This window comes from Pseudomonas oplopanacis, assembly GCF_057128725.1.
Genome location: NZ_JBSKHV010000011.1, coordinates 43,167 through 55,494, shown reverse-complemented (window position 1 = coordinate 55,494; position 12,328 = coordinate 43,167). Strand labels below are relative to the sequence as shown.

The window sequence follows — 12,328 nt, the reverse complement described above, 5'->3', positions numbered from 1 at the left end:
CGGACTCCACCATGCAATTGATCTGGCTGCGTAGCGACTTGCGCCTACACGACAACACCGCCCTCACGGCTGCCGCGGCTCGCGGCCCTACGGTGGCGGTGTATCTGTTGAGTCCGCAGCAGTGGCTGGAACACGACGATGCGCCATGCAAAGTGGATTTCTGGCTGCGCAACTTGAGCGAGTTGAGCCACGCGCTGGGCGAACTGAACATTCCCTTGCTGATCCGCACGGCATCCCGCTGGGATGAAGCGCCGAAAGTGCTGCTCGAGCTGTGTCAGCAATTGAAGGTCGACGCCGTTCACGCCAACGAAGAGTACGGTGTTCACGAAAGCCGTCGTGATACGGCTGTGGCCCAGGCGCTCCAAGCCAATGGCATCGACTTCCATAGCTACCTTGACCAGTTGCTGTTCAAACCGGGCACCGTGCTCACCAGGACCGGCACTTACTTTCAGGTCTTCAGCCAGTTCCGCAAGGTCTGCTACGACAGACTGCACGGTGCCCTGCCGAGCCTGATCACTGCACCCGCCGTGCAGGCGCCACTGACAATCAACAGCGAGAACATTCCCTCACGCGTCGACGGCTTCGATACACCGAGTGAAAGCCTGCGCACGCTCTGGCCTGCCGGTGAAGCCGAAGCCCGTCGCCGTCTCGACACCTTCGCCGATGCCCAGATCGACTACTACAAAGACGAACGGGACTTCCCGGCCAAGCCCGGCACCAGCCAGCTGTCGGCCTATCTCGCCGCAGGGGTGATTTCCCCGCGCCAATGCCTGCACGCCGCCCTGCAAACCAATCAGGGGGAGTTCGAAAGCGGCAAGGTCGGCGCTGTCACCTGGATCAACGAATTGCTCTGGCGCGAGTTCTACAAACACATTCTGGTGGGTTACCCGCGGGTCTCCCGCCACCGTGCCTTTCGCCCGGAAACCGAAGCCCTTGCCTGGCGCAACGCTCCGGAAGAACTGTTGGCCTGGCAGCAAGCGCGCACCGGACTGCCGATCATCGACGCAGCCATGCGTCAATTGCTGGAAACCGGCTGGATGCACAACCGGCTGCGCATGGTAGTGGCGATGTTCCTGACCAAGAACCTGCTGATCGACTGGCGCGAAGGCGAACGCTTTTTCATGCGGCATTTGATCGACGGCGATCTGGCGGCGAACAACGGTGGATGGCAATGGAGTTCGTCCACCGGCACCGATTCGGCACCCTACTTCCGGATTTTCAACCCGCTGAGCCAGTCGGAGAAATTCGACGCCGAAGGCGTATTTATCAAGCACTGGTTGCCAGAACTGGCCGGGCTCAATAAAAAGGAAGTTCACAATCCGGCCAACCTTGGCGGGTTGTTCGGCGTGGCGGATTATCCATCGCCGATCGTCAACCTGAGTACATCACGACAACGGGCGCTGGCCGCGTTCAAGGACCTTCCATCGCGACAGCAAGCAGGGGGTCTCCATGAGTGATTTCCTGCGGCGTTTTGCCCAGCAGTTTGCGACCCTGGATAAGGACAACCTGCAGCACCTCGATCAGCTCTACAGCGATGACGTGCACTTCACCGATCCACTGCATGAAGTACAGGGTCTGGTGCAGCTGCGCAGCTACTTCACCGAGCTCTATATCAATGTCAGTGATCTGCGTTTCGATTTTCACGGTTTCGATCAGATCCGTGAGGGCGAAGGCTATCTGCGCTGGGTTATGAGTTACCGCCACCCGCGCCTGGCCAACGGCCAGTTGATCCGTGTGGACGGCTGCTCGCACCTGCTTTGGCGCGACAAGGTTTATCGACATCGGGATTACTTCGATGCCGGTGCGCTAATTTACGAACACCTACCCGTATTGGGTCGGGCGATTGCCTGGCTGAAAAGGAGAATGGGATGAGTCTTACACCTCCCCGGCGCTATTGGTTAACCGGCGCCAGCAGCGGTATTGGCGCCTCGCTGGCCGAAGAAATACTGAAAACCGGTGCTCACCTGGCCGTCAGTGCACGCTCGGTAGCGGTGCTGAAAGTCTTGTCCCTGCGCTATCCCGGACAAGTGCTGGTGGTGCCCGGTGACCTGACCAACAGCCAGTGCGTGCGCGAGATCGGCGAGCAGATCGCTGCAGAATGGGGCTCGCTGGACACGGTCATTCTCAACGCGGGCACCTGCGAATACATCGACGTCCAGCAATTTGATTCATCGATTGTCGAACACGTCGTGCGCACCAATTTGCTCGCCAGCGCCTACTGCATCGAAGCGGCGTTACCGTTGCTACGCAAAGGCACAGCGCCGCACCTGGTCGCCGTGGCGAGCTCCGTGACGTACCTGGCGCTGCCGCGCGCCGAAGCTTATGGCGCGTCGAAGGCTGGGCTACGTTACCTGTTTGAATCGCTGCGCATTGATCTCGCTCCGGAAGGCATCGAAGTCACGATCGTCAGTCCGGGCTTCGTCGAGACACCGCTGACGGCCAAGAATGACTTCCCGATGCCGCTCAGTTGGCCAGTGGGTAAAGCGGCACGGTACATCTTCGCCAAACTCAAGAACCGGCCATTGGAGATCGCGTTTCCGGGACTGTTCATGGCGATGCTGTGGCCGCTGTCGAAAATGCCCAACGCGGTGAAACTGGCCATCGGCAAGCGCATGGTGCGCAGCCCTGCGCCGATTCGGGATATCCCATGAACATCGCCATCATCGGCAGCGGCATCTCGGGGCTGACCTGCGCCTACCTGCTTAATCGCAGGCATGCGATCACCCTGTTCGAGGCCAGCGACCGGGCGGGCGGTCACACCCACACGGTCGACGTGTCGGTCGATGGCCAGCACTATGCGGTAGACACCGGTTTCATCGTCTTCAACGACAGGACCTACCCGAATTTCATCCGCCTGCTGGGCCAGCTCGGGGTAGGTTTCAAACCGACTGAAATGAGTTTCTCGGTGACGGACCCGGACACTGGTCTTGAGTACAACGGCAATAACCTGAACAGCCTGTTCGCCCAACGTCGCAACCTGTTGTCGCCAGGATTCTGGGGCATGGTGCGTGACATTCTGCGCTTCAATAAAGAAGCCCAGAGCGACCTGGCCCAAGGGCGCATCACCGCCGACACCACGCTGGACGACTACTTGAAGGCCGGACACTACGGCGAGCGTTTTATCCTGCATTACATCGTGCCAATGGGCGCGGCTATCTGGTCGATGTCCATGGCGGACATGCTCCGCTTCCCATTGCAGTTTTTTGTCCGGTTTTTCAAGAATCACGGGCTGCTGTCCATCAGCAATCGTCCGCAATGGTGCGTGATAGAAGGCGGATCGAATGCCTACCTCGGACCGCTGACCGCCTCATTTCGCGAGAGGATTCGTCTCAACTGCCCTGTGACGCGTGTCGAGCGCGATGACACGGGCGTGGTTATCCACAGCGCCGCGGGTAGCGAACGTTTCGATAAAGTCGTCTTCGCCTGCCACAGTGATCAAGCGCTGGAACTGTTGGCCAGCCCGAGCGATGCCGAACAGGCAATCCTCGGTGCCCTGCCCTACGCCGATAACGAAGTGGTGCTGCACACTGATACGCGCTTGCTGCCCGTGCGCAAACGGGCGTGGGCCAGCTGGAATTATCGCCTCGGGGGCGCCGGTCACACACTGGCCGCCGTCACCTACGACATGAACATCCTGCAAGGTTTGCAAAGCGATACGACATTTTGCGTCAGCCTCAACCAGAGCGCCGGCATCAGCCCGCACAAGGTGCTCGGCACATTCACCTACGCCCATCCGCAATACAGCCTGGCAGCCGTCGCCGCGCAAGGTCGCTGGGATGAACTGGATGGCACGCACCATAGCCATTTTTGCGGCGCTTATTGGGCCAACGGTTTCCATGAGGACGGCGTCGTCAGCGCCTTGCGAGTCGCCCGCTCCTTTGGAGAAGTGCTGTGAACAGCGCCCTTTACAGCGGCTGGATTGCCCACCGGCGGTTTGCCCCAAGGCACCACGAATTCCGCTACCGGATCGGCCTGCTGTACCTGGACCTAGACGAGCAAGACAGCGTGCTCGGCTTGTCGCCCCTGTCCGGCAGCAGCCGCTTTGCGCCTTTCTCGTTTCGCGAATCGGACTACCTGAAAACCTTTACCGGCAAGGGCATGCGCTTGATCGATGCGGTTCGCCAGCAAGTCAGCGAAGCCATCGGCCATGCGCCGCAAGGGTCGATCTGCCTGCTGACACAGGCCCGCAGTTGGGGCCTGTCGTTCAACCCGGTGAGTTTCTTCTATTGCCATGAAGCCGATGGGCAATTGGCGGCGATTGTCTGCGAAGTCACTAACACACCGTGGCGAGAACGCTTTCTCTATGTATTGCCAGCGAGGTCGCCTGAGAACCGGTTCGATTTCCATCAGCATTTCGTGGTGCCCAAGGCGTTTCATGTGTCGCCATTTTTACCGCCGGATCTGGAATACCGAATGAGCTTCAGCCCTGTCGCCAATAAGCTCGCGGTGCACATGGCGGACTGGCAGGGCGAACTGAAACTCTTCGACGCCACGCTTAACCTGCATCGCGAAGCGTTAAACCGCAGCAGCCTGCACCGTTATCTGCGGCAGTTTCCGTGGATGACCGCGAAAACCTGCCTGGCGATTTACTGGCAGGCGCTACGCCTTTTTCTCAAGCGCGCCCCGGTCTTTGCTCATCGGGTTGCCGTTGGCAGCTTTCAAACCGCCACCGCTTCCTCCAAGGATCGCCGTCATGAAATCCCTTAGCATTTTGGCCAAAGCCACTCTACCCGGCACTCACGGCTTGACCGGAGCGTTACTGCGTCGCGGCGTGCTACGACAACTTGCGGCGCTTAAACATGGGCAACTGGTGGTTATCGAAGACAGTGAACGGCATGTCTTCGGCACGCCCGGCAGCCAATTGATGGGGGAGATTCATATCCTCGACGCCGCAGCATGGGGATGGGTAGCGAGCAACGGTTCGATTGGCGCGGGTGAAGCGTTCATCCACGGTTATTGGAGTTCGCCGGACCTGACCGCCGTAGTGCGCGTGTTCGTCAGCAACCTCGACGTGCTGGATGCGCTGGAAAGCGGCCTGGCGAAACTCGGACGACCTTTCGTTCAAGGACTGCACTGGCTCAATCGCAACACCCGCAAGGGCTCGCAGAAGAACATCGCCGCCCATTACGACTTGGGCAATGACCTGTTCGAGCAGTTTCTCGATCCGACCATGATGTATTCCGCCGCGCAATTCCTGAGCCCCGAAGACAGCCTCGAACAGGCGCAGTTAAACAAACTCGAACGGATCTGCCAGAAACTTGCCTTGAAACCCAGCGATCACCTGCTGGAAATCGGCACGGGCTGGGGCAGCATGGCGCTGTACGCCGCGCAGCATTACGGCTGCAAGGTCACCACCACCACGCTCTCCAAAGAGCAGTTCGCGTTTACCGCGCAACGAATCGAAAGCCTTGGCCTGCAAGGCCAGGTCACGCTGCTGCTCAAGGATTACCGCGACCTCTGCGGCCAGTACGACAAACTGGTGTCGATCGAAATGATCGAAGCGGTCGGTCACCGCTTTCTGCCGACTTACTTCAAGCAATGCGCGCACTTACTCAAGAGCAACGGCTTGATGCTGTTGCAGGCCATCACCATTCGCGAACAACGCTACGAACAGGCCAAGGGCAATGTCGACTTCATCCAGCGTTACATCTTTCCGGGCGGCGCCCTGCCCTGCGTGCAAAAAATGCTCGAGATCGTCAGTCGCGACACCGACATGAACCTGCTGCACATGGAAGATTTCGGCTTGCACTACGCCCGGACCCTGCGCCTGTGGCATGAAAACTTTCGACGCGCCCAGGGCCGTTTGAGCGAGTTGGGCTACGACGACTATTTCCTGCGATTGTGGGAGTTTTACCTGTGCTACTGCGAAGGCGGCTTTCTGGAGCGCACCATCGGCACGGCACAATTGCTATTGGCCAAACCGTCGGCGATCACCGCGCCGCTGCTGGGCCGTTTTGATGCTTGAACGCGTGGCGAATGCCGTGTTGTTTCAGCTCGGCTGGTTTGCCTGCGTGCTCGGCGGCAGCGGCCCGTGGTTGCTGGTGGCACTCGCAGTGCTGGTGATTCATCTGCTGTGGATAAGTCACTGGAGCGATGAAGGTCGATTGATCCTCAGCGTGGTGCTGCTGGGCACCACCATCGACAGCACATTGCGCTGGCTGGGCGTATTCGATTTCAACGACGCCGCGCCATTGATTCCGTTTTGGCTGATTCTGTTGTGGGCACTGCTGGCAACGACGTTGCGCCATTGCCTGGCGTGGACCACCAACCCCTGGTGGCTTGGCAGCGTGCTCGGTGCCGTCGGCGGACCACTGGCGTATTACGCAGGCGGACAACTGGCGGGAGTGCAGTTTCCGTATGGACAATGGCCGACCTTGACCGGCATCGGTCTACTCTGGGCGGCGCTGTTTCCTGCACTTCACTTCATGGCCCAGCGGCTAGCCTCAGACACCCGCGACTGAGCGTCCGTCCGGCCTTTAACACAGCATCGGCCCACTGCCTTACACTGCGCGCCATGAAAACCATTCCCCACACGCAAATCGCCGAGCCGGCCGTGACGTGCTCGACCTGCGCGGCTTGCTGCTGTCAGCTTGAAGTGATGCTGATCACCGACACGGGCGTACCCGAACGCTATATCGATACCGATGATTGGGGCGGGGAAGTCATGCTGCGTCTGGACGACGGCTGGTGCGCGGCGCTGGATCGCAACAGCATGATGTGCACCATCTACGAAAAGCGCCCGCTGATCTGCCGGGAGTTCGAGATGGGCGCACCGGAATGCATCGAAGAGCGTCAGGGAATCAGCACGGCGTATCGCTGATTCCAAAATCACCCGAATACACATGTGGGAGCGAGCCTGCTCGCGATAGCGGACTGTCAGTCAATATTGATGCTGACTGACACACCGCATTCGCGAGCAGGCTCGCTCCCACTTGTTTACAACGGCATTGTGTAGTGCAGCGAGTAGCTTTCTACGCCGTCGTTGTGACTGCTCATACCGGCGTTGGAATAGTGCGTCGCACGAATCCCGACTTCATGCCCACCGGTAAAGCGCAGGCCAAATCCGAAACGGTCTTCGAACTGGAAGGCCTGGCCAAGGTTGTTGTCTTCAACTTCAGTGTGGGAGAACACCGCCACACCAATCCCCGCCTCGAGGTAAGGTTTGACGGACTGGCCGGCAAACTCGTAAACGAACACCGGCGAGAACGACAGGCTGTTGTTGCTGGAGCTCTTGTCGCCATCCCAATAGGTGTAGGCGCCACTCCAGTAACCGGTCAGGCGACCCACGTCGCTTTGCCACCAGCTCTGATCCCAATCGAAGACCATGCCCAATCGATAGGTCATGGTTGATTCGGTGGTCTGACCGACCCCGAATTCCACGCCTGCCGCCTGTGCGGTGAAACTTTGCCCCATCAAAGCGGCCGCAATCGCGGCCAAGCAGAATAGTCGCTTCACTAGAAACATCCTTTTCCGAACGATTTCGTATGGTTTTTTTGTAACTCAACGCTATAGAAGTCGACGCTTAATCAGAAGTTCACCCCAATTACCCGCACTGCCCCAACTTTTTAGTCAACGCTCGAAGCTTCTCACAACGCCGGACGTATTCCACAGTATCGGCAAGATATTTCTGAAATGAACCGGATCGGCACTCGTCCAGAACTCGGCGGCACGCGCCGGCCCGTCAGCGAGCAATTCACGCTCGGCCAACAGACGCTGAAGTTGTCGCGCAACAGCCGCCCCCGTGTCGATCAGGCTGATGTCATCCGGGATCATCTGCTTGAGCAAAGGCTTCAGGAAGGGGTAATGCGTACAGCCGAGAATCAAGGTGTCGCAGCCGGCGCCAAGCAGCGGCTCGACATACCTGGCCAGCAACTGGCGCAGTGCCTCGCTGTGCAAATCGCCGTTTTCAATCAGCTCGACCAGGCCGGGGCACGGCTGAGTGATGACGCGCACATCGGTGGCGAAACGGTCGAGCAAGGCGGCGAACTTGGCGCTCTGCAAGGTGCCGGTGGTGGCGAGCACGCCGACCACGCCGCTGCGGGTCGCGGCTGCAGCCGGTTTGACCGCCGGCTCCATGCCGACGATGGGCCAGTGCGGGTAATCGCGACGCAAGTCGGCAACGCCAGCGACGGTCGCGGTGTTGCACGCCAGCACCAGGGCTTTGGCGCCCTGCTGCTGGAAAAAATCGGCCATGACGCTGCAGCGCTGACGGATGAATTCCGGGGTTTTCTCGCCGTAGGGAATGTTCCCGCAATCGGCGACGTACAGCAGCGACTCGTTGGGCAGCAGACGCTGGATCTCGGCCAGCACCGAAAGCCCACCGACGCCGGAGTCGAACACGCCAATCGGCGCTTCACGCATGTGTCGAACCACAGACGCTACAGCCCGGATCACGCTTGACCCGCAATTCACGGAATCGCGAGCCCAAAGCATCGATCAACAGCAGACGCCCCACCAGCGGTTCGCCGAAACCGACCAACAGTTTCAGGGCTTCCAGTGCCTGAAGGCTGCCGACCAGCCCCACCAACGGACCGACGACACCGGCCTCGCTGCACGTCAGTTCGGCTTCACTGCCATGCCCGTACAAACAGTGGTAGCACGGGCTTTCCGGGCGGCGCGGGTCGAACACCGACAATTGCCCTTCGAGGCGAATCGCCGCGCCGCTGACCAGCGGTTTGCGGGCGACGACGCAGGCAGCATTGACCGCTTCGCGGGTAGAGAAGTTGTCGGAGCAGTCCAGCACCAGATCCACCGCGGCAACTGCCGCGGCCAGGGAATCTTCGTCCAGCGCAGTGCGGTGGGCGATCAATTGAATCTCGGGATTGATGGCGGTCAAACGGCGAATCGCCGAATCAACCTTGCTCAGGCCGACGCTATCGGTGTCGTGAACGATCTGGCGTTGCAGGTTGGTCAGGTCGACCGTGTCGAAGTCGGCGAGGTGCAGCTCACCCACTCCCGCCGCGGCCAGGTACAGCGCAACCGGTGAGCCGAGCCCGCCGAGGCCGACGATCAACACGCGGCTTTCTTTCAGTCGCAACTGGCCGTCGATGTCGACGTGCTGCAACAGAATCTGTCGACTGTAGCGCAACAATTCCTGATCATTCAGCACGGCAGGCGCCCCAGGCTGATACGTTCGTGTCCACCCAGATCAATTCGGCTGTGGACATTTTCAAAGCCGCGAGTCAGCAGCAAATCGCGCACGGCACTCGCTTGATCGTAGCCGTGTTCGAGCATCAGCCAGCCGCCCGCTTCCAGATAATCCGGCGCCTGGGCGACGATCAAGCGCAGATCGTCGAGCCCGTCGACACCGGCCACCAGAGCACTGGCCGGCTCGAAGCGCACATCGCCTTCCACCAGATGCGGATCGGAAGAAGGGATGTAAGGCGGGTTGCTGATGATCAGTTGGAAACGCTGACCTGCCAGGGCGCTGAACCAATGACTGCTCAGCACCGTGGCGTTATTGAGGTGCAGGCGCTGGCGGTTGCGCTCGGCCAGGGCCACGGCTTCCAGCACGCGATCCACCGCCGTGACCTTCCAGGCCGGACGCTCGCTGGCCAGGGCCAGGGCGATGGCGCCGCTGCCGGTGCCGAGGTCGAGGACCTTGGCCGGGGTGGCCGGCAACAGCTCAAGCGCGGCCTCCACCAGCAATTCGGTGTCAGGACGCGGGATCAATGTGTGCGGCGCCACTTCCAGGTCGAGCTTCCAGAACCCTTGCTGCCCCAGAATGTAAGCCACCGGCTCGCCGCCACGACGACGCTGCAAATAGCTGGCGAACGTCAGCGCCGCTTCACTGGGAACGATGCGCTCCGGCCAGGTGTGGAGAAAACTGCGCGGCTTGCCCAATGCGGCAGCCAGCAACAACTCGGCATCCAGACGCGCGGTGGGCGAGTCGGGCAAGTCGGCGGCGCGCAATAAACTGGCAATGATCGTCATTTACTCACCTATCGCCGCCAATTGATCGGCCTGGTATTCGGCGAGCAACGGCTCGATTACCGCATCGACCCCGCCGGCGAGAATTTCGTCGAGCGAGTACAGCGTCAGGTTGACCCGATGGTCGGTGACCCGGCCCTGGGCAAAGTTGTAGGTACGAATCCGCTCCGAGCGATCACCGGAACCGACCAGCAACTTACGCTCGCTGGCGATGGCATTGGCCGCAGCGCTGGTTTGCTGATCATTGAGTTTGGCCGACAGCCAGGACATCGCCCGGGCGCGGTTCTTGTGCTGGGAACGTTCTTCCTGGCACTCCACGACAATACCGGACGGCAAGTGCGTGATGCGGATCGCCGAGTCGGTCTTGTTGACGTGCTGACCACCGGCGCCGGAGGAGCGATAGGTATCGACCCGCAGGTCCGCCGGGTTGATCTCGATCGCTTCCTGCTCGTCCGGCTCGGGCAACACCGCCACGGTGCAGGCCGAGGTGTGGATGCGGCCCTGGGATTCAGTGGCCGGCACCCGTTGCACGCGGTGCGCGCCGGATTCGAATTTCAGCTTGCCGTAAACGTTGTCGCCTTCGACCCGGGCAATGACTTCTTTATAGCCACCGTGTTCGCCCTCGTTCTCGGAGAGGATTTCCACCCGCCAGCCGCGACGCTCGGCGTAACGCGAATACATGCGGAACAGGTCGCCGGAGAAAATCGCCGCCTCGTCGCCGCCGGTGCCGGCACGGATTTCGAGAAACACGTTGCGCCCGTCGTTCGGGTCTTTCGGCAGCAGCATGCGTTGCAGGCTGGCTTCGAGTTCGATCAATTGCTCCTTGGCTTCGCGGACTTCTTCCACGGCCATTTCGCGCATGTCCGGGTCGCTGTCCTTGAGCAGTGCCTGGGCACCTTCGAGGTCGCCTTGCACTTTGAGCAACTGTTTATAGGTGCTGACAATCGGCTCGACTTCCGCGTATTCCTTGGAATAGGTGCGGAATTTGGTCTGGTCGGAAATGACTTCGCCATCGCCAAGCAAGGCGGTCAATTCCTCGAAACGGTCCTGGAGGATGTCCAGCTTATTGAGCAGTGAAGCTTTCATTGCGGTTTTTTATCCGAAAAGCTATCCGATGAGCCCTCATTCAGGGCAAAGAGCTCTTGAGCCATGGCCAGCGCATCGAGGCGGCCTTCGGCAGAGAGCTTTTTCAATTGCACGCTGGGTGCGTGCAACAGTTTGTTGGTAAGGCCGCGCGCCAGCTGCACCAGCACGTCTTCGGCGCTGGTGCCGTTGGCTAGCAGCCGCTGGGCTTTCTGTAATTCTTCGTCGCGCATGCGCTCGCTTTGCTGACGATAAGCCTTGAGCACATCCACCGCCGCCAGTTCGCGCAGGCGCACCATGAAATCTTCGGCGCCGACCGAGACCATCTCTTCGGCCGCCTGGGCTGCGCCCTGGCGACTCTTGAGGTTCTCGGCGACCACTTCGTGGAGATCGTCGACGCTGTACAGGTAAACGTCGTCGAGTTCGCCGACTTCCGGCTCGATATCGCGCGGAACGGCGATGTCCACCATGAAGATCGGCTTGTGCTTGCGCAGTTTCAGCGCGCTTTCCACCGCGCCTTTGCCAAGGATCGGCAACTGGCTCGCGGTGGAGCTGATGACGATGTCGCTGCGCACCAGTTCGGCCGGGATGTCCGAGAGCAACACGGCGTGAGCACCAAACTGCTCGGCCAGAATGCTCGCGCGCTCCAGCGTGCGGTTGGCGACGACGATGCGTTTCACACCCAATTCGTGCAGATGACGGGCGACCAGGGTGATGGTTTCGCCGGCGCCGATCAACAAGGCCTGGCTGCGTTGCAGGTCGCTGAAAATCTGTTTGGCCAGGCTGACCGCGGCAAATGCCACGGACACCGGGTTTTCGCCGATGGCGGTGTCGGTACGCACCTGCTTGGCTGCGTTGAACGTCGCCTGAAACAAGCGCCCGAGCAATGGACCGATGGTGCCGGCTTCACGCGCCACGGCGTAAGCGGATTTCATCTGGCCGAGGATCTGCGGCTCGCCCAATACCAGCGAATCAAGCCCGGAGGCGACCCGCATCATGTGACGAACTGCCGCATCATCTTCGTGCACATAACTGCTCGCACGCAGCTCTTCGAGGCTCAAATGGTGATAATCGGCCAGCCAGCGCAACACGATGTCGGCCGAAAGGTGATCCTGCTCTATATAAAGTTCACTGCGATTGCAGGTGGAGAGGATTGCAGCTTCGCGGCTGTCGGTGAGGCGGCAGAGCTGCTGCAAGGCCTCCACCAGCTGCTCAGGGGTAAAGGCCACGCGCTCGCGCACGTCTACTGACGCAGTCTTGTGGTTGATACCGAGTGCAAGGAAGGCCATTCAAGGTCGCTGATGGTGACGTGAAG

Annotated in this window: 14 protein-coding genes; 8 read left to right on the top strand and 6 right to left on the bottom strand. The window is 60.2% G+C overall.

Annotated features, from left to right (window positions below; translation table 11 throughout):
* The first annotated feature begins 11 nt into the window (after nt 1–11).
* From phrB to ACWKV5_RS20760, 8 genes are read left to right on the top strand one after another with little or no spacing between them, the layout of a single operon-like run.
* Nucleotides 12–1,457: a deoxyribodipyrimidine photo-lyase gene (gene phrB, locus ACWKV5_RS20795; protein ID WP_483842811.1), complete on the top strand. Its 1,446-nt coding sequence runs from the start codon at nt 12–14 to the stop codon at nt 1,455–1,457.
* A complete protein-coding gene (locus ACWKV5_RS20790; RefSeq protein ID WP_483842810.1) occupies nt 1,450–1,872 on the top strand; it encodes a nuclear transport factor 2 family protein in 423 nt (140 codons plus the stop codon). Before phrB ends, ACWKV5_RS20790 begins: the two co-directional genes overlap by 8 nt.
* Nucleotides 1,869–2,651 (top strand): SDR family NAD(P)-dependent oxidoreductase, encoded by a 783-nt coding sequence (locus ACWKV5_RS20785; protein ID WP_483842809.1) that lies wholly within the window; start codon nt 1,869–1,871, stop codon nt 2,649–2,651. The genes ACWKV5_RS20790 and ACWKV5_RS20785 overlap by 4 nt, the downstream gene beginning before the upstream one ends.
* Nucleotides 2,648–3,895: an NAD(P)/FAD-dependent oxidoreductase gene (locus ACWKV5_RS20780; protein WP_483842808.1), complete on the top strand. Its 1,248-nt coding sequence runs from the start codon at nt 2,648–2,650 to the stop codon at nt 3,893–3,895. The genes ACWKV5_RS20785 and ACWKV5_RS20780 overlap by 4 nt, the downstream gene beginning before the upstream one ends.
* Nucleotides 3,892–4,707 carry a DUF1365 domain-containing protein gene (locus ACWKV5_RS20775; protein ID WP_483842807.1) on the top strand — a complete coding sequence of 272 codons (816 nt, stop codon included), beginning with the start codon at nt 3,892–3,894 and terminating at the stop codon, nt 4,705–4,707. Before ACWKV5_RS20780 ends, ACWKV5_RS20775 begins: the two co-directional genes overlap by 4 nt.
* Nucleotides 4,694–5,965: a class I SAM-dependent methyltransferase gene (locus tag ACWKV5_RS20770; protein ID WP_483842806.1), complete on the top strand. Its 1,272-nt coding sequence runs from the start codon at nt 4,694–4,696 to the stop codon at nt 5,963–5,965. The genes ACWKV5_RS20775 and ACWKV5_RS20770 overlap by 14 nt, the downstream gene beginning before the upstream one ends.
* Entirely contained in the window at nt 5,958–6,461 is a 504-nt protein-coding gene (locus tag ACWKV5_RS20765; protein WP_483842805.1) for a DUF2878 domain-containing protein, read from the top strand. The genes ACWKV5_RS20770 and ACWKV5_RS20765 overlap by 8 nt, the downstream gene beginning before the upstream one ends.
* A 53-nt stretch (nt 6,462–6,514) precedes the next feature.
* A complete protein-coding gene (locus ACWKV5_RS20760; protein ID WP_483842804.1) occupies nt 6,515–6,820 on the top strand; it encodes a YkgJ family cysteine cluster protein in 306 nt (101 codons plus the stop codon).
* A gap of 116 nt (nt 6,821–6,936) precedes the next feature.
* Here the strand turns inward: ACWKV5_RS20760 and ACWKV5_RS20755 are convergent, their stop codons facing one another.
* From ACWKV5_RS20755 to hemA, 6 genes are all read right to left on the bottom strand, one after another.
* A complete protein-coding gene (locus tag ACWKV5_RS20755; RefSeq protein ID WP_483842803.1) occupies nt 6,937–7,455 on the bottom strand; it encodes an acyloxyacyl hydrolase in 519 nt (172 codons plus the stop codon).
* Nucleotides 7,456–7,569: 114 nt separating this feature from the next.
* A complete protein-coding gene (gene murI, locus ACWKV5_RS20750; protein WP_483842802.1) occupies nt 7,570–8,361 on the bottom strand; it encodes a glutamate racemase in 792 nt (263 codons plus the stop codon).
* Nucleotides 8,354–9,109 carry a molybdopterin-synthase adenylyltransferase MoeB gene (locus tag ACWKV5_RS20745; protein ID WP_123435125.1) on the bottom strand — a complete coding sequence of 252 codons (756 nt, stop codon included), beginning with the start codon at nt 9,107–9,109 and terminating at the stop codon, nt 8,354–8,356. The genes murI and ACWKV5_RS20745 overlap by 8 nt, the downstream gene beginning before the upstream one ends.
* The gene (gene prmC / locus ACWKV5_RS20740; RefSeq protein ID WP_483842801.1) at nt 9,103–9,933 is read right to left on the bottom strand and encodes a peptide chain release factor N(5)-glutamine methyltransferase; all 831 of its coding nucleotides are present in this window, start codon (nt 9,931–9,933) and stop codon (nt 9,103–9,105) included. Before prmC ends, ACWKV5_RS20745 begins: the two co-directional genes overlap by 7 nt.
* Nucleotides 9,934–11,016: a peptide chain release factor 1 gene (prfA, locus tag ACWKV5_RS20735; RefSeq protein WP_483842800.1), complete on the bottom strand. Its 1,083-nt coding sequence runs from the start codon at nt 11,014–11,016 to the stop codon at nt 9,934–9,936.
* Entirely contained in the window at nt 11,013–12,302 is a 1,290-nt protein-coding gene (gene hemA / locus ACWKV5_RS20730) for a glutamyl-tRNA reductase (RefSeq protein ID WP_123435128.1), read from the bottom strand. Before hemA ends, prfA begins: the two co-directional genes overlap by 4 nt.
* Between the last annotated feature and the right edge of the window lie 26 nt (nt 12,303–12,328).

Bases quoted from the DNA above. Each gene is read 5' to 3' on its own strand.
- phrB (WP_483842811.1), top strand. From the start codon at position 12: ATGCAATTGATCTGGCTGCGTAGCGACTTGCGCCTACACGACAACACC.
- ACWKV5_RS20790 (WP_483842810.1), top strand. From the start codon at position 1,450: ATGAGTGATTTCCTGCGGCGTTTTGCCCAGCAGTTTGCGACCCTGGAT.
- ACWKV5_RS20785 (WP_483842809.1), top strand. From the start codon at position 1,869: ATGAGTCTTACACCTCCCCGGCGCTATTGGTTAACCGGCGCCAGCAGC.
- ACWKV5_RS20780 (WP_483842808.1), top strand. From the start codon at position 2,648: ATGAACATCGCCATCATCGGCAGCGGCATCTCGGGGCTGACCTGCGCC.
- ACWKV5_RS20770 (WP_483842806.1), top strand. From the start codon at position 4,694: ATGAAATCCCTTAGCATTTTGGCCAAAGCCACTCTACCCGGCACTCAC.
- ACWKV5_RS20765 (WP_483842805.1), top strand. From the start codon at position 5,958: ATGCTTGAACGCGTGGCGAATGCCGTGTTGTTTCAGCTCGGCTGGTTT.
- ACWKV5_RS20760 (WP_483842804.1), top strand. From the start codon at position 6,515: ATGAAAACCATTCCCCACACGCAAATCGCCGAGCCGGCCGTGACGTGC.
- murI (WP_483842802.1), bottom strand. From the start codon at position 8,361: ATGCGTGAAGCGCCGATTGGCGTGTTCGACTCCGGCGTCGGTGGGCTT.
- prmC (WP_483842801.1), bottom strand. From the start codon at position 9,933: ATGACGATCATTGCCAGTTTATTGCGCGCCGCCGACTTGCCCGACTCG.
- prfA (WP_483842800.1), bottom strand. From the start codon at position 11,016: ATGAAAGCTTCACTGCTCAATAAGCTGGACATCCTCCAGGACCGTTTC.
- hemA (WP_123435128.1), bottom strand. From the start codon at position 12,302: ATGGCCTTCCTTGCACTCGGTATCAACCACAAGACTGCGTCAGTAGAC.